At 44.1% G+C, this 17,730-nt stretch carries 13 protein-coding genes; 3 read left to right on the top strand and 10 right to left on the bottom strand.

What is annotated here, in order from left to right; translation table 11 throughout:
• Nucleotides 1-106 precede the first annotated feature (106 nt).
• Genes R7P69_RS06275 through R7P69_RS06265 form a run of 3 tightly spaced genes read left to right on the top strand, consistent with a single transcriptional unit; the run spans nucleotide 107 to nucleotide 5,321 of the window.
• On the top strand, nucleotides 107-1,420 hold the full coding sequence (locus tag R7P69_RS06275) for a type VI secretion system ImpA family N-terminal domain-containing protein (RefSeq protein ID WP_213971994.1): 1,314 nt from the start codon (nucleotides 107-109) through the stop codon (nucleotides 1,418-1,420).
• Between the two features lie 27 nt (nucleotides 1,421-1,447).
• Nucleotides 1,448-4,837, top strand: coding sequence for a type VI secretion system membrane subunit TssM (tssM, locus tag R7P69_RS06270; RefSeq protein WP_238952722.1), 3,390 nt, complete (start codon nucleotides 1,448-1,450; stop codon nucleotides 4,835-4,837).
• 31 nt (nucleotides 4,838-4,868) lie between these two features.
• Nucleotides 4,869-5,321: an Lrp/AsnC family transcriptional regulator gene (locus R7P69_RS06265; protein ID WP_005373369.1), complete on the top strand. Its 453-nt coding sequence runs from the start codon at nucleotides 4,869-4,871 to the stop codon at nucleotides 5,319-5,321.
• Between the two features lie 54 nt (nucleotides 5,322-5,375).
• On the opposite strand, the gene tssG is transcribed toward R7P69_RS06265, so the two are convergent.
• The 10 genes from tssG to R7P69_RS06215 all read right to left on the bottom strand — a co-directional run bounded on the left by tssG (nucleotide 5,376) and on the right by R7P69_RS06215 (nucleotide 17,647).
• Nucleotides 5,376-6,374 carry a type VI secretion system baseplate subunit TssG gene (gene tssG / locus R7P69_RS06260; RefSeq protein ID WP_017820372.1) on the bottom strand — a complete coding sequence of 333 codons (999 nt, stop codon included), beginning with the start codon at nucleotides 6,372-6,374 and terminating at the stop codon, nucleotides 5,376-5,378.
• Nucleotides 6,371-8,119 carry a type VI secretion system baseplate subunit TssF gene (tssF, locus tag R7P69_RS06255; RefSeq protein WP_017633756.1) on the bottom strand — a complete coding sequence of 583 codons (1,749 nt, stop codon included), beginning with the start codon at nucleotides 8,117-8,119 and terminating at the stop codon, nucleotides 6,371-6,373. The genes tssG and tssF overlap by 4 nt, the downstream gene beginning before the upstream one ends.
• A gap of 10 nt (nucleotides 8,120-8,129) precedes the next feature.
• A complete protein-coding gene (tssE, locus tag R7P69_RS06250) occupies nucleotides 8,130-8,540 on the bottom strand; it encodes a type VI secretion system baseplate subunit TssE (RefSeq protein WP_005373376.1) in 411 nt (136 codons plus the stop codon).
• A 61-nt stretch (nucleotides 8,541-8,601) separates the two neighbouring features.
• On the bottom strand, nucleotides 8,602-10,077 hold the full coding sequence (gene tssC / locus R7P69_RS06245) for a type VI secretion system contractile sheath large subunit (protein WP_005373378.1): 1,476 nt from the start codon (nucleotides 10,075-10,077) through the stop codon (nucleotides 8,602-8,604).
• Nucleotides 10,078-10,085: 8 nt separating this feature from the next.
• On the bottom strand, nucleotides 10,086-10,592 hold the full coding sequence (gene tssB / locus R7P69_RS06240) for a type VI secretion system contractile sheath small subunit (RefSeq protein ID WP_005373381.1): 507 nt from the start codon (nucleotides 10,590-10,592) through the stop codon (nucleotides 10,086-10,088).
• 26 nt (nucleotides 10,593-10,618) lie between these two features.
• Entirely contained in the window at nucleotides 10,619-12,193 is a 1,575-nt protein-coding gene (gene tssA, locus R7P69_RS06235; RefSeq protein ID WP_149192103.1) for a type VI secretion system protein TssA, read from the bottom strand.
• Complete coding sequence (locus R7P69_RS06230; protein ID WP_017633758.1) at nucleotides 12,180-14,180, bottom strand: serine/threonine protein kinase; 2,001 nt, start codon at nucleotides 14,178-14,180, stop codon at nucleotides 12,180-12,182. Before R7P69_RS06230 ends, tssA begins: the two co-directional genes overlap by 14 nt.
• A gap of 237 nt (nucleotides 14,181-14,417) precedes the next feature.
• On the bottom strand, nucleotides 14,418-15,362 hold the full coding sequence (locus tag R7P69_RS06225; RefSeq protein WP_017633759.1) for a hypothetical protein: 945 nt from the start codon (nucleotides 15,360-15,362) through the stop codon (nucleotides 14,418-14,420).
• Nucleotides 15,355-16,347: a DUF2169 domain-containing protein gene (locus tag R7P69_RS06220; protein ID WP_238952723.1), complete on the bottom strand. Its 993-nt coding sequence runs from the start codon at nucleotides 16,345-16,347 to the stop codon at nucleotides 15,355-15,357. Before R7P69_RS06220 ends, R7P69_RS06225 begins: the two co-directional genes overlap by 8 nt.
• Entirely contained in the window at nucleotides 16,328-17,647 is a 1,320-nt protein-coding gene (locus R7P69_RS06215) for a hypothetical protein (RefSeq protein ID WP_238952724.1), read from the bottom strand. The genes R7P69_RS06220 and R7P69_RS06215 overlap by 20 nt, the downstream gene beginning before the upstream one ends.
• Between the last annotated feature and the right edge of the window lie 83 nt (nucleotides 17,648-17,730).

The raw sequence follows: 17,730 nt of genomic DNA, 5'->3' as shown, positions 1-17,730 counted from the left end.
TTTGTCTATAGAATTGCGGCAGATGTGCACTGCTTATAATTTAATATAACAGTAGTGAAATCCTATATAACTTAATACTTCTATATGATCAGTTGGAACTTTCCTTATGTTTTTTACCGACTTCGCTCGAAGACCAATCGATGAAAATAACCCAAGCGGCTCTAATCCTAATGGTTCTGAGGATTTTGACGAAATTAAACGTCAAATAAACAACCTGAATAAAGTCACAGGGAGAGTCTCGTGGAAAACGGTTCAAACACTCTCAAAAAAGATCTTGAGTACCCAAGCGAAAGACCTACGTTGTTGCTGTTACTTTACCGTTGCGTCAACCTATAACGACGGCTTAAGAGGCCTTGTTGAAGGGTTAAACTCAATACTTGATGTGTGTGTCGTATATTGGTTCAACGCGTATCCAGAGCATTCAAAGTCAAAGGCACGAATGAGCGCTATTGAATGGATGGTAGAGCATACTGAAAAACGAATTAATAAGCATCGGGCGTTACCAGAAGAGCTTCCATTGATAGAGGCAGCACATCAATTATGCTTGAGGATTGAGGAAGAGCTTCGTCTTCATTACGGTATTGAAGCGCCGTCATTAGGTCGCATTCGCCGTATTTTGAATCAATGGATTGAGCAGATAAAAGAACAACAAATTGCGGCTGAGTTACGCGAGAAAAAACAAGCCAACACTAGCGCTCCTGCAGCAACGCAGAAGGCACCTGAAATTAAAGTGAATGTGTCTCCCTCTCCGGCACCGGTGTCATCACCCAACCTAAATAGCCAAGAGAAAGCATCACCGGCAAAGTCTGGTCGATTTATGATCTACTTCGTTATTGGTTTGATTGTTACTGCGATATGTTCACATTTCATGTACGAGCAACAACGTTATCGAACATTGGAGCAAAAAATTAATCAAGCTTCACTTAATGAACTTGTAAATTTGGTCGCCTCGTTAGATTACGAAAATAAAAAATATGCTCAGTCATTGAAAACGCAGGCCATTAATCGTGTCGATATTATGATGAATAACTGGTTTTTAGACTCGGCAAAAGTAAGTAACGTCAGCGAGCTCGATAGCTTGACCAATGAATTAATCGCAATCTATCCGGATTCGTCTTCTGCACAGCAGCTACGTCAAAACTTTTTGACACAGAGCGCCCATTTAGAAGACCAGTTTATGGATGTTTATAAGCGATTCTCAGACGCAAGAACGGTGTTTGCCAACGTAGCTAGACAGAATGTAGATAAGAACTCTGAAAAGGCGTACGAATACAGTAACTCGTTATTCCCGCTTTTAGGTCGTATTGAATACGCTGAAAAGTATTCACAGCAAAGGGAAATTGACCGCGCAACCCTTTTACTGAACATCTACCTATATAAATTGAGTCAGCTACAAGCTGAAAAAACTGACAATAAATAACAATACAATTAAAGAAGTTTTAGGCTTATGTTCAAACAAAAACTGTTTAGAAATCCAGTGGTGATTTCTACTATATTGATGTTTTTAGTGGTTGCAATTATCACCACTATTTATCTGCTTTTTCTTGACGAAATCGATCAACTTTATCTTTGGCTGACCCTTGGTGTTATCGCCATGGTTTACGTCACTTTTCAATTCACATTATGGTTGAAGAAAAAGAACAACGCTAAAGCTCAACATTTGGAAACCGAGGAAGAAGCACTTTCTATGGTTATCCAGCCTCTTCTTGCTAACTCAGGCAAGAAACCAATTTACCTGATGCTTGGTAATAAAGGGTCAGGGCGACGTCAATTTTTATTTAATTCTAGTGCAATTAAACCGATGGATCGCACTAGAACCGCTAAGAATGACTTTTTTGAATGGTACGAATCTGACAGCGCTGTATACATCAAACCTGACCAACGCTTAGTGTTCCAGGAAGTATCAAGCAGTGATGCTTCTTTATGGAATACGTTCATTGAAGAAGTTATTCATCATCGACCTCGAAAGCCATTTTCAGGCTGTCTATTCTTCACCGATTTCGAGTTCATGATCGTCTCTGAGCCAGAACAAAAAGAGTACACCATTTCGTCGTTATTGGCGCGCTTGAGTACCATCAACTCTAAAACGTCTTCAGCATTGCCAATCTATTTGATTATGTCAAAGCTAGACAAGTTAGACGGCTTTAAAGAATACATGCACTTTAGCTCTCTCAAGACACGTGTTGAGTTCCTCTCTATCCCACTAAAAGAAGCCAAAGGTGTATTTGCAGAGTACTACCGCGATAGCTATCGAAATCTAGTGAGAGTGCTTGAAAGTAATGCGCTAGATGCATCCGCTAATTCAACGGACATTGATGAGAAACAAGCAATACTCGCTTTCCCTAAGCAGTTTGAGCTATGTCGGTCTGAAGTCAGCTATGTGCTTGAGCGTCTATGTGATGTTAACAACGGTGTCTATTCACTAGACATCCGTGAGATTTTCTTTAGTTCGAGTCTGCAAGGCGGTCGCAAGTACAATTTACTTGCAAAAAGTTGTAGTAATTACTTCAACTTACCTATTATCGCGTCAGAGCATACTCAGTTAACAGAAACGCCTTATTTCTCTCGCTTTCTGATTGATTCACAAATATTGCCGGAAAGCGACTTTGCGGGCGAAAACAAGACGTATCTTCGTCTAATTCAGAGACAAAGCCGTTTGGCAATACTCGGCTCTATTATCCTGCTTACTGGGGGCAGTTACTTCTTTTTCACGACATTAGACAGTAACTTACATGTGATGAATCAACTCTTGAGTATCGATGACAAATCACAAGTGGAGCAAGATGCAAGATTCGATGAGCTTTTAGCGAAGGCGACGAAAGCAATAGAGCCTTCTTATGGGGCGTGGCTTAAAGGTTCTAAGGCTTTGGATGAAGAGATATTACCACTCAACATTAGCCGTTTGGATCAAAGCACTCGCATCGCTTACGAAGCATTACTTAAGGACGTTGCTCAACAGTTGATACCTCTCATTGAGAAAGGTTACCGTCTACAACTGACACAAAATCAAAACACTTTTACACGCGCTTTACCTCTATTGAAGGGGTATCTAATGCTAAACGATCCAACAAAGCGTGATATCCGTTTTTTGCGTCATCAAACTCTCCAAATGATGAACGACTTGAGCAACCAAAATGACGTCGTCAATCAGGCGATGCGCTATTTGGACGCTTACTTTCGCACACAGTTTGATCCAATTGATATCAATATGGATCTTGTTCGCGCAACACGTCGCTCATTGCTAGCAAATTCGAATGTTGATCTCGTTTATGCAGGCATTTTAAACGAAGCAAATTCGATTGATTTAGGAACCCTAGATCTGCAACGAGCTGTGGGTTTTGAGTTTAGCAATGTGTTCAACACACCAATCGATAGCGAACGCTTGATCGTAGATAAGATCTATACCTCCACTGGTTTTAGCACTTTTTATCGACCACGCGTGGACCTAATGTCACAACAAGTCATCAGTGACAACTGGGTTTTAGGTCTATCACAACACGTTATTCCTACTAGTGAAGAACAAGAAGCCTTCAAAGAGGAAGTACGTAAAAAATATACTGACGACTACATCAGTAATTGGCGCAATGCGCTGAGTGAACTAAAAGTCCAGAACTATGACAATGTCGGCGATCTAACGAACGCGATAGACTTAATCTCGGGCCCTTCTTCACCAATGACAACCGTACTGAAGCAGGTCTATGCCAACACACAATTTTCACCCGTTGGTGAAAAAAATGCTCTGATTTCAAAGCTAGACCCGAAACTCGTGGCAGCGGCAGACTCCGCATCAGACGCAGTAGAGGAAGTAGTTAAGCCTGATTACTTGTTGATGAAACGTGTTGAACAAGCTTTTCACTTATTAAACCAACTTCAGGTCAGTGAAACACCAAACTCCCCTACTCCTTGGGATGAGACCGTAACAGCGCTAAGCCGTGTTCGCACGTATATGAAAGACATTGCTGATGCACCTGACCCGCAAATGGCGGCGCTAGCGGCAGCTCAGCATCGAATGAACAGCAGTGAAGCTGACCCATTAATAAAACTTAAACAGATTGCCCAAAAATCACCGGAACCCGTTCGTAGCTGGTTGTTAGATGTGGTTCAACAAAGCTGGTCAGTCATGATTAAAGAGTCCGCTAAAGGCATTCAAACCCAATGGTACAGCGAGATTTACACCAAGTTTAAAGAGATAGGGCTAGGACGATACCCATTTGATCTAACAGCGACCGAGGAAATCTCAATTGAAGATTTTGAATTACTGTTTGCTTCAGGTGGCTTGTTAGACACATTTATTCAGAAAAATTTTGCACCGTTCTACGATACCAATTTGTGGACGCCAAAACAGGTGGATGGCGAGACGATGCCAATCTCTCCGGCTCTGTTAGTGCAACTGCGTAACTATAACGTTATTCGAGACACATTAATTAATAAAAGCACTAACCGCGTTCATATTCCGTTTAGTGCAAGAGTACTCGATCTTGATTCTAGTGCGATTAGAGCGAGCTTAAAAATTGCAGATACCAATATAAGTTACTACCACGGTCCAAGCCGCATTCGTGAAATGGCATGGCCACCGCAAAATGGTGACTTCAATATTAGTATCACACTCCAGGATGTAACCGATGAAGGCAGACAGCACGTTTTAAATAAGAGTGGTCAATGGGCGATATACAGATTGCTAGGTGACTCGACCTTGACAAACACTCATAACGGCAGCTTTGTCAGTGACATAAAAGTGTCAGGGAGGGACTTGAGCTTACGCATCACTCCGTTGACACAGAAAAACCCATTCACTCTTGCTGAGCTGTATAACTTTACGCTCCCTGAGTCGATTTAATAACAATATAAAAACAAAATAGGCAGAACACATGATTTCAAACATGACTTTACAAGGTTTAGATAAATTAGATCGAAAAATACTTTCAAGTCTATTGTCGAATGGGCGAGAGTCGATTGCGAATCTATCCCGAAACATTGGTTTGTCTCGAACAGCAGTAGCAGAAAGAATTAATCGTTTAGAAAAGACCGGTATTATCAAAGGCTATACCGCACAGATTCGTGTAGAAAATGAAGGGCGAAAAGCCGCTAGTTATCTACTGATCTCTTGTGAAAAGGGTAAGAAGAATGATGTAACGAATGCACTTAAAGAAATCCCTGAGGTTCGCTTAACGAGCGTTGTTGGTGGCAACTTTGATATTATTGCCCTAATTGAAGCGCCCGACCTGCAGTCTATTCATCATCTTTGTAATGAAATTGAATCATTTAACGGCATTCAAAGGCTTGATACTACCGTTGTACTGCACCAGCCGATCAGTCGTTAAGCTTTTCTGACCTCTTCGAGGAAAACATAAAGGGCCGCTCGTTGAGCGGCTTTCTTATATGCTTCCGATAAGTCGAATTTTGGCGTCTTTATCACCTGGGTTTCCTAGCCAGAACGTTTGACCTAGTTGGTTCCCTTCTCCATTACCCAGTTTGTTTTCTGGAATACTGTCTAGGTTAACTGTCAACTTTAGGTCCCACGACATTGGGTCACGCAGAATAAAGCGCATCAAGCCCACCAGCGTCTTATGTAACTCACCATCGTAGGAAAACTGCTTAAACGTTTCAAAATCAATGTTGTCGATACACAAGTTAAACTTGCCGTTCAAATCCGCAATGCTTTGTCCCAAGTGTAAGCTCTGCCCCAATATACAATTGGAACGATTGAGTTTGTTACGCTGGCTTTCAGCAATCTCGACCCGCCGATAAACCCATTCTTCGATTCGCACATTCGGCAGTGAAAAGTAGTGCGAAACAATACCGGAAATAAGCTTGGGTGAGCGCGTACGCGTAGATAACTGGTTCACGTAAGACAGAACTTTCGCTCGATCTAACTCCGCTACTTCACAATCTTGCATAACGCTTGACAGACCAGCCAAATGCAGTATGCGCCCAGAAAACGCATCGCTTGCCCCGCTTTTGTACTGCACGTGATATCGGTATTTCTTCCAAACACGATACAGTAAGCTTGTATAGCGGTTGTGGAAAAAGTCGAAGAAATCCTTCACTGGGTTATCATCGGGATCACGACCGACGAGTTTCTCAGTGTAAGACGCAGGCAGGGGCGAGCTTGAACCATGCAAGCCAAGAAAGTTCGTCTCAATACGTGAATATTGCTGTCCGTTTCTTTCCATATGAGTAATAAAATCCATATCACTCTTTGGAAAGCACAGGTTTGGCGACACGCTGAACTCAATTCGCTCTTGATGGAAGTATTTGTTCTCGCCCACGGCAACAAAATTTGAGTTTGGCTCCAACTGGTAGTGTTTCTCTAACAGCAACACCGCTTGGTAGAAACTAAACTCATTCGACTTATCAGAAAGTGTGTTAATCATAGTATCGTCTGCTGCCCGATTAGGCTTGCCCAGTTGTAAACCTCGCCCGTCGCTTCATCGAACACCTCTAGTTCGGTAAAGGAGTTCACACTCGAATACAAACGGATAAATTCATTCAATACCGTGGCCATAAGGAACATATCGCCTTCATTTACGAAGAACTTAGAGTCCGTCACGAGCTTGAACTGGTTACCACGCACAGAAACGCCACGGAACACGCGGTCAATTGGTTTCATCTCTGAAGAAATAATGCCATCAAGTCGATGAATCGACGCGCGGTGGGCTTGTCTATCGACTCGAGAGTGGAAGTCGTAAGTCGAGAGCAACACTTTCAACACATCGATATTGGCCAAAGACAAGTAGTTGAGCGACATGTTGGCAATCAACTGCCATTGAAGTTCACCATTAACCTGAGGACTTACTGACTGTGTTGGCTTAGTAATGTTTTTAAACGTCGCATACGTTGGTGACTTGTGGGTCGCGTAAGTGATGTCACCCACTGAAAGACGTTCTGCCAAATCCGCGTTGCTGCATTGCAGTTTCATCAATACGGTTTCAGTCCCTAAATCCGCGATGTCGCCATTGTGAGTATGGAATGAGATATAGCGCTCTAACCCTCTTCCGCTTACTCGCTCGCCCACTTTGGATTTGTAGAATTCTCTCTTATCACGCTGGTTGATTTGGTGCTCAAACGATTCAAATTCAATCAGTGGTTTTCGGCGACGCTCGTCTTTACTCCAGCTCTCCACTTGCTCAATGGAATAAACCTCGTAATGCTCTTGAGTGTTACTTTGTGGACGCACCTTGTACTCGTTTCGTCGATGCTCTAAACGGATTGGATCGCCGTCTTTTTCAAACAAGTTAACGGCAGGTGTGCAGTGCAACCTTAAGTGTTTATCTTTAAGCACCACCTCTGAAGGCAAAGCACGCTTAAAGTGGAATTTGATTTTGACCGTACTGCGCTGTGGAATGCCTTTTAGCCACTCTAAGCCTTTAATGTCGAAGAACATGAACTTATCTGGCAAAGAGAAGAATTCTTGCAGCAAACGGTAGCCTGCAAAGGAATTTTTGCTGTAAGGCAACAGCGCCTCGTCCTCTTCATGCCCGACTGGCTTAACGTACTCTGGCCCTAAACGATGTTTGTAGCCACCACCAACATCCAACTCGACGTAATCTAGATAACGGAACAGCCATAAGAAGACAGTGCGAGTAATATGAATCTCACCATGCAGGTGCAAACGCAACGTATCTAAACCGATACGAGACAGCTCAAGGCCATGCTCCGTCGATAACGTCACATCAATCATCGAGCTGGTGCGGCTGTTAGTTTGTTCAATGTTAGTAATCGTAATTGGGTATAGATTGACGTCATAACAAGTACGGAACAAACACTGCGTGCCTTCTACCTGCTCGCTGGCCATTTCCGCACCACGTTTCACCACGGTTTTCTCAGTAACACTTCCGGTATGGGGTTTTAGTTCGCTAATACACAAAGACGGAATCGAACGCATGTAATGTGGCCACAGCAAAGTCATCAGAGATTGCGTTAGCTCAGGAAGTTCATCGTCAATCTTTTCGCGGATGCGTCCGGTCAAAAAAGCAAAACCCTCCAGCAATCGTTCGACATCTGGATCAAAAGTTCCTTCAGAGAGAAAGTGAGTTAACTTCGGATGATATTTGGCAAACTCACTACCCGACTCGCGTAAATACGTGAGTTCATCTTGAAAGTATTTACTGTTACTCAAGTGGCACCTACTAAACGTTAAATTGGCCGTCGGTTCCCATGTAGACATCGATCGACATTGGGACTTTACCGCCGTTATGGGAAACTTCGCCGCGAATACCAAAGCCGAGTTGTAATGGATTATGGTGGTCTTCACGGTAATGAACCTCGACATTCAGCAGTCGGGGCTCAAAGCGTTCTATGGTTGACGTGATGTTTTTTTGAATATGGCGAACGAGGTTTGTGTTGTTAGAAAGTACGTCGTTAAAATCTGGCAGACCATACTCATTGTCGATCATTGCGTTGCCGGAATGCGTATTCAACAAGTCAGCGAGATGCGAGTGAATGGATTCAATCAAATGCTTATGAGACACCACTTTCTCGTAGCAGTTTTTTGGTTCTCCTAGCTCGATCCGCTCTAAAAGACGGTAACCTTTTTCCATATGCGATCCTACGAAAAAAGCAGCCAGTCTTCACTGGCTGCTTGATGGTTTCAGTAATGGGTTATTGGTCTAGCTTACCAACTAGAGACAAGTCGAAGCTTGCGCCCATGTACTTGAAGTGAGGACGTACAGACATCGATACTTTGTACCAGCCAGGATCGCCTTCTACGTCTGATACTTCAACCTTCGCAGCGCGAAGTGGGCGGCGACCACGAACTTCCGCTGGCGGGTTCTCTTGGTCAGAAACGTATTGACGAATCCACTTGTTCAATTCGATTTCTAGGTCAGAACGCTCTTTCCAAGAACCAATTTGCTCACGCTGTAGCACTTTTATGTAGTGCGCTAAACGGTTGATAATGAACATGTAAGGAAGCTGAGTACCTAGCTTGTAGTTCATCTCGGCTTGTTTGCCTTCAGGCGTGTTCGCAAACACTTTTGGTTTTTGAACAGAGTTTGCAGAGAAGAACGCCGCATTGTCAGAACCTTTACGCATGGTTAGCGCAATGAAGCCTTCTTCCGCTAGCTCGTACTCACGACGGTCAGAAACCAGGATCTCGGTTGGGATCTTAGTCTCGATTTGACCCATAGCTTCAAAGTTGTAAACCGGTAGATCTTGTACAGTACCACCGCTTTGAGGACCAATAATGTTCGGACACCAACGGTACTTAGCAAATGATTCACTGATCTTAGACGCCATCGCGTACGCTGAGTTGCCCCATAGGTAGTTATCATGGCTGTCTGTTACTTGCTCATCGTAGTCAAACGCCTTGATTGGGTTATCTTCAACAGAGTAAGGTGTACGTAGCATAAAGCGAGACGTACATAGACCTAGGTAGCGCGCATCTTCGTGCTCACGCAGACCACGCCATTTCGCGTACTGTGGACCTTCGAATACAGACTTCAGATCTTTTAGGTTTGGCAGCTCTTCGTAGCTGTCTAGACCAAAGAATTTAGCCGATGCCGACGTGATGAATGGTGCGTGAGACATTGCACCTACGTTAGCCATGTATTCCATCAATTTGATGTCAGGCGACGAAGCTGACATAGCGTAATCACAAATGACGGCGCCAACAGGTTTACCACCGAACTGGCCGTATTCACGTGTGTAGATTTGCTTGTACAGGCCAGACTTCACCACCTCTGGAGCGTCTTCGAAGTCATCAAGAACTTCGTCTTTCTTCGCAGAGATCAGTTCAATTTGAATGTTCTCGCGGAAGTCAGTGTGATCAACCAGGTACTTAAGGCCACGCCACGTTGATTCAATCGCTTGAACTTCTTCGTTGTGAAGAATTGCATCAACTTGCTTAGACAATTTTTGGTCGATTTCAGAGATCATCAGATCAACCAGAGATTGGTCGACTTTCTCTGTGTTCGAACTGCTTAGTAGCTCACTGATGAATGCTTCTACGCCGCGTTTTGCAACGTCAAAACCTTCATCACTTGGCTTTAAACGTGTTTCGTTAAGAATGCTATCCAGAAGTGAGCCTGATTCAACTAAGGCTGCTTCTTGTTCTGGCGCTTGTGCTTCTGCAGACATGATATCCCTTACTCTTCTTTCGCGTCTTGGTCGTTGCCAATGCTTAGTTCATCCAACAGTTTCTTTCTCGCTTCTTCATCTTGAAGAACCGATGCGATCTTCTTACGGAACGCAGGCACGTTTCCTAGAGGACCTTTAAGTGCAACCAAGGCTTCGCGAAGCTCAAGTAGGCTGTTTAGTTCAGGTACACTTTTCGCGATCGCTTCAGGAGAGAAGTCCTTCATGTTTTGGAAGGTCAGATCAACACCAATCTGGCCGCCTTCTTCATCAGAAAGACGGTTTTCAACGTTGACTTTAACGTTTGGAGACATGCCCTCTAGCACTTCGTTAAAGTTGTCTTTGTCGATGTTAATTGGAGTACGTTCTTCAATTGGTGTCTCATCTGCACGCGCAGTAAAGTCGCCAACTACCATCATGCTTAGCGGCAGCTCTACGTCTTCTTGCGTATCGCCAGTTGCTGGAACATAACGGATATTAATTCGCTCTTTAGGAGCCACCGAGCCGTCACGTGACATAATTCGTTCCTTATCTAACTCTTTAATTAGTCGTAAATTGCTTTCCACTCTTCATACTTCTCAGGTAAAAGATCCTTGCTTCCAAATAACCGATGGAGTGTTTTTCGAATTAGGTCTTCTAACTGTGACGATAAGTGGGGTTCCCAGCTCGCGAGATTAAACGCTTTTTGTACTTCCCACCCCTTCTCAAGATACGGCAAACACAACGGGTATAATCCAACAGACTGGTAAGCTGCTATCAATTGTAAATACAGCATGAACTGCCCACGTCCCGAGCTATCCAGCTCAAGTTTGCGGGCAAGCTCTGCGGCACATTCCCCTAGATTTTCTAGAGTGATATCCTCCATTGGCAGCGAGTCTTCCTGCGAAATCACAACCGTTTGAACAACGGGTTGAGAAGTCGAAGAAGTAGTATCTTGAGTCGATAACCAGCTCAAGGTCGCTTCATCTGCAAATGGTATAGAATTCTTAAATGAGAGGTGCTCGATGCCCTCTAGCGATTCAACAAAACGCGTCACTTCTTGTTTCACAGCAAGCGCTGCATCATCAAAGCCCAAGTTATTAAGCATCGAATACACGAAGTAATGGCCCGTCAACCAAAATGGCGCATCCGTTAATGTGCGCTCCAAACGCTTAATGGTGTCGATGTCGCTTTCTTGGTCAGCTTTATCTCGGTATTCTGCTTGTTGATCGGACGACACTGCCAAGCTCAAAGGCGTTTGATTATTTTGGTGGTCGGGTAGACCATCAATGTCATCCCAAGTCAGATGACGATAAATCCGGTAAGCCAGCGGATCACTTGGGTTCGCATGAAGCATGACTTCCGCAACCTTCTTCAAGGTGCGCTTAGAAGCCGTCGGCGAAGAGAAGTCCGTATCGACATCGACTTCTTTTGCTACCGCTTTCTTAACTGGCGCAGGTTTAGGGGCCGGCGGAACCGCCTTCACCGGTGCGGTTTGCACTTCACTCTGCGCTGGCGTTTCTGCGGCAGCAGGCTGCGTAGCTGGTGCAGGCGCCGCTTGTTCGACGTTAACGACTGCATCATCGCTCTGCTCATCAGCCGCCGCTTGTTGAGATAAAACATTGAGTTGAGTGCGAATCTCAAAGAAATCCGCTTCTGAGTCTTGATAAACCTCGTCGTATTGACGCTGCACTTCTTCAATAGTCGAAATGCAGTTTGATACCAAATCCCATGACTGAGCGCTTTCCGCTAACTTGCTGCTGACCAGTTTAAACTGATGGTTCAACCATTCGACCGCGCCATCTCGACCCCGCTTTCGGGAAGGATACAATTCAACGCCAAAGCGACTTAACGCCTCACTAAGCAGCTTTAGACCTTGTTCAAAGCCTTGCAGACCAAACTCTTCTGTTAGCGCGCGAACGAGGTAACAAATGGCTTTTAAGTCTTTGCTGTGGTGCTCTAGAACTTCGGTCGCGTGCGTTTTTACCACGCTCCAATCTACTGTTTCGCCAAACAAGGAACCGAATTTCTTCACTTCGGACTCCATCATTTCATAGCAAAACTCGTAACGGGCATCGTTTCCCACTGGAGATTCATCAGAAATAGGATTAAGCAGACGGTCGATATCAATGTTGGACAAAATTCACGTCTCCTTCAGTCAAGTAATCTCTCAACGCACGCGCTACCGCAATTGCGCCATTTGCTGGCTTAGATAATCGATGGCTCTGCTCTATCGCATCCGACGCCATGCTATCTAGAATTTTCGTGATTTCTGTAAATTTACTTGGTGCATTCCGTTCTAAATCGGCAAGGGATTCATGTAGCTTTTGTTTGTCGTAAACGGATTGCTCCATCACGGTGCTAAACAAAATAAATTCGCTTCTTGCGACGATTAAATCCTTTATTTTTTTGTCTAGTTCTGGCGTATTACCGAAGTAGGCTTTGGCTAATTCAGCTTCTTCAATTGCTTTGGTGTAAAAGTGCGCCTCTGCATGTTTATCGATGGAGTCATTAATATTTTCCATCACAGCCTTTGGTAAGATTTGGTTGTAGAAATAGGCTTGTGACTGGTTTAACAACCATGCCTCTTTCATTTCATTTTCTGCGAGCTTAGCTTCACCATCTAAAATTAAGCGAGCAATCTGCTTATCTCGACTGCCAGCTATGGCAGATACTTTCATGGAATCGATAGACGCGACATTTAATCCAGACATCACTTTAGTCAACGCCTCATCCGCATATGGAAACAGGGCACCGTCACGAACAAGGGTTTCTCGCAAGGTGACAAGCTCCTTACGTAATTCGACTAATGCCATTGGTAAGCCATCCGCTAACGATTGATACGACGTTAACTGAGCCTGTTTTTCTTCATATAAATTCGAGAGGCTTAACTGCTGAGCTTGATATGCTGTTCGATAAGCTACTGTCATATCAATACTCTGAGTAGCTTGAGACAATTCTTCTTTGATTTTCCATGGAGGCTGAGCCAAAAAAGAAGCCGTTTCAGAAGGCGTAATAACGTGAGTTACAGTAGTGACACCTCGGGAAAAAATGGCATCCAATTGATCTTTATTCTGTTGATACAAATAACTTCCTGCTGTTGCCAGCACACTCAACACTAAGCTCGCCTCTAATATTTTAAAGCGACCATACGCCGTTTTATCATTTGGCTTACAGTGTGTAAGCAGCAAGTCCGCGTTACGCAAGCTACTGAAAATTGGTGCGTTAGAATTTGAGCTAATTGATTGCGTATCGATTCGCGCTAACTGTTGAGCAAAAGAAATAGCGGTATAGCCATGCCCTCTTGGTTTGTTGATGACTTCTTTCAGCAATTTCCAAATATGAGCCGGGATCAAAGCCGGACGCTTTCGATCTTTTAACTGCTTATTCCAAGCATCACCAAATATTGATCCTAAAAATAGGTGTCCAGCGAGCAAAGCGAGAGAGTAAACATCATCTTGCGGTTCCGCGATGCCAGTTTCTATATAAAGAGGGGAAGCGTAGCTCAAGCTTGCTTCTGCGTAAGGTTCTGTCTCTCCAATGTAACGAGCAGCGCCGAAATCAATGAGCTTAACGTAATCGCCTTCACTCACTAATACGTTAGATGGTTTAATATCAAGATGGCAGATACCTCTTGTATGCATAAACTCTAGAGCGCCAGCGAGTTGATACACCAACCAAGCGATGTGGTCGTGGCGGAAGCCTTTAGAAGAATGACGCTCCATTTTTTCTGCCAGTGATTCACCTTGGATCCACTCGTACATCAAATATGGGCGTTCGAATTCGTTGCCGATTTTTACAAAGTTAGCCACGCTAGGGTGTTGAGAAAGCTCCAGCCTGCTCGCTTCGTTAATCAACATTTTGCTCGCAAATTCTGGCGAGTCATCATTGATAACTTTGCAACAGATTTGCTTCTCTGGCTGCCCTTTTTTTGCAAGATGGTAAACCGTTGTCTTACCATTTTTAGAAGGAAGCTTGTCTAATACATCAAACTGTGAAAAAAGCACGTACTCAAGCTTCGGCTTATTTTTTTCTGCTAGCCTTTGCTCATTCAGTTTCTTTTTCTCAATAGCTTTAACAACCAACTGATCGATATATCCTTTGGCTGTACTCTGATTATTAGACACTTAGTACTCTTTCATAGAATAAATATTATTAGAGTTGAATAATATTTTCTTGAACGTACTTGTATCAAGGTTGGTATTTAAAACAAACAGTAAGCCTATTATTTTAGTTATTATTACTAACTTATTAGACCTTTTTACTTACGCTTTCACTGCATGAGTTATACGCTTTTTCGTGTTACAAACTTCAACCTAATAATATGAATATATTTTCATTGCTATTTGATCGATGAGTGCCCACTAACATTGCAGTAATTGGAGAACTCCTTTGTCACCATGAAAGTCGAACATTAACAACGTAGTTGGTTGCTTAAAGTGGTGCTCTCTGACCGCAAAGGCAATTAAAGCGAGAGAAGAACAACTGCCCATCGTGCCCCACAACTCATTGATAAGCTGCGGTTGTTCTGGGTTCGTGAATCGTTCTGCTTTCGCCCCCAGAGCAAAGCCGTAATCTTCCGAATGCATGCGCAGGTTCGTCATATCGGAATACACTTCACCAAATGAATCGAGCTTTTTACTCGCACGTTGAACAAGTCGAAACATGCCTCTTCGGTCTGAAGTGTTTAATTCCGTATCAATGTAGCCAAGCTGCGCTTGAGGCTTAAGTTTCAATGTTTCTACGGTGTTTTTTCGACAAAGAATTAAACCCGCCCCACCCTCGCTCGGAATAACGCCCCATGGATTATTGGTACTCATTACCATCGCATCGTCGATGAGTGTTTGCATCGAACTCACCAAGGAATCGACACTGATACACATCATAGCATCATATTTATCCAATGATTTCATGGCCTGGAGAACGAAACTAGGCCCACTGGCATGAACAGCATTCACCACAGAGAGAAATTCAGCATAGTTACTTTCACCAAGCCATTCTTGCACCTTTACTAGAGAAACAGACACAGGCACCGCTATAAGCAAAGGTATTGGTCTCAATGAACGTGGTAACTGTGCTAATAATGAATCAAGCAAGTGGGTGATTAACTCACACGTTTTTTCAAACTGCTCACTTTCTTTGGTGTATTCGATTTTGGCGTAAGTAAAACGCTCGATACCATCATCCCCTACACATTGGTCGAATCTTCCTAAATCAGCATACGAAACTGCACTAGCAATATCTAAATTCATACCGGTTGGCGTCATCACTTCCATCCCTAGCACGTAACGGCCTGTTGAATTATGCATGCTCGCTTACCTCTTCCAACTTAGTGATGGATGTCGACACCAACAAATGCTCCTTGCCCTGACAAGGAAACACAGCGGTGTAACTGATTGATATAGTTTTCTTTTCCGCATCAACGAATAAGGTGTACATCGCCATATCAGCTTGATAGCTTTGATCTTTGAACGTCGCGATCGCACGGTATTTTTCTTTAGGAATTCGAAATGAAAGCGTGTCATCATGACAAAAACCACTCATCATCAAACGCTCCCCCCCACGAAGAAAGCCTTTGCACTGTTGATCAATAGGCGCGCTTTGGAAGAACCGCTTATCAAAATCGATTGGCAACATTGGCTTGCGATTCTCAATCCAATCGTCATCGAACGTGCCGGCCAGCTTCTGGCGCGACTCAAAGAACGGAGGCACTGGCCCGAACCCCGCAACGCGTAGTTTTTTCGCGGCGGCACTCCAGTCCTCTCGGGGATAAAAAACCGAGGGTACTTTCTGTTCAAGCAATTCTTTGTTGGAGTCGGCAACCCCACCACCTATTCGGTTACGTAAATCACCGCCTACCGCGCAAGTGTAATCAATGTCTTTTTCAATAAATGGAACTGGATTGCTCAGCGAGATACTGCCAGCATGCTCAACCCATACGCGCTCCCCGTGAATAGCGAGAGTCTTATCGATATGACCATCAATCAGCACACGACACTCTTGGTATGTCACTGGCTTTTTCGCGTAGCTGCGCGCTTTGCCGTAAACAAGTACATCTGTGTTGTCTTTGGTATACGCGAACTCGTGGTCAACTTTCATCGCAGAGAAGCCTTCTTCGCCCAAATATTGGGGATCATCGAAGATTTCACTTTCACCTAATTCGTGCCAAACCACACCATCGAATTGCCAAGTACGTTTAGCGACCACAACCCACACTTCATCGCCGTTTTCGTCACGTTGAAAACGACCTTTAAGTGATAGCTCAGGGTGCGCTTCAATATCCCATAACTGCATTGCTATTCCTTAAGTTGAATCGTTCGCTCGCAGAAGGTGCGGCCTTTAAATTGTTGAAGTTCCAGTCTTGCTGATGTATCGGCATCGCCATATCCCAAGGCACGTAGGCTCTGGATTGAATGCAGATTTGGCGCCATAGCCAGTCGCGGAACAGCACATCAACGTTAGAATCTTGCATCGCAGCTAACGTAGACTCGAAGCTCAATGCGTAACCCAAGCGGCTTGGTAGATTTTGGATGTATTTTTCATCTTCCACCCACTCATTGAGCAGATCGACGATCTCTTCCCATTCATACTCGACACCAACATCTTGCGGAGTCAGAGGAAGAAGCTTTCCGTAGACGACATACAAGGCTTGAAGCCAAATTTCACCTTCAGCTTCCTCCAGACTTTCCAAGTGCTCGATGATTTGGGGCACCAGTTTCCAATTACCACCCAGCGCAAAATCAACAGGTGCTAATGAAGAAGAGATATCAAACGCCTCAAACTCTTTTAACTCAAGTAACTTGGCATAAGTGAGCACTTGCGCTGATGGTAATCCATTTGGTTCAATGCCAAAGCACTGACGGAACCAAGTGCCTCTGTCACGTTTGGTAATCAAACGTTCAAATAGATATTGTTCGCTGCCTGCATTGTCATTGAGCCAATCAATCCCCTCTTTCACGTCTTGTAAAGCGAGCAGTGGCAAAGCAACATGAGAGCTAATGATGCTGGCTTTGTGCCAGCGCTTGATGAGAGAAACACTTAATGTTTGACGTACACGTAAGCATTCAAAGTAAAACGCACTGGATGTCGCATTACCCTCAATAAGCTCCGAAAGCGTGCTATCCATAGATTCAACCGGAGATTGTACGGCAATGACCATTGCGGTTTTAGCGTCAATATCTTCGAGTAAACTCAATCCGCACAAAAGGTTATCCAACTCTGAGCCCAACTCGCCCTGTAGCATCAGCCAGCTGTAGATTTCTGGCTCCTGGCCTCTTAACTGATGAATCAACCCCGGTGCTAGCCGATAAAACGACAAGTACACCTGCTTCAGTTCTTCAATTTGGCGTTCGATCAGCTTGAGATACGCCAACTCACGACTTGGATAACCCCTTTTGTGAATTTGAACTCGCTGCCTGATTAAAAAACCGATACTTTCAGAAGCAATGGACAGCTTTTCATTACAGAAATCCAGCCATGTTACTGGCAACTGGGAAAGGTCATTCACAGCGCGATCAGCTTTTGCTAACGCGCCTTCGACTTCTTGATTGGTTATGGGTGCCTTTAGGTGCTCGACACCGATTCTTTGTCGCATCTAGTTATCCGTTATTAGCGTGCCATAACGCGATTGCAATTAGTTAATACAAAGTAATTAGCTAACTCGACGTAAATTAGCTA

Source organism: Vibrio sp. 661 (genome assembly GCF_033339315.1).
In the GTDB taxonomy this organism is placed as follows: Bacteria; Pseudomonadota; Gammaproteobacteria; order Enterobacterales; family Vibrionaceae; genus Vibrio; species Vibrio alginolyticus.
The sequence above is the reverse complement of the archived record's forward strand: the minus strand, read 5'-3'. Positions and strand labels throughout refer to the sequence as shown.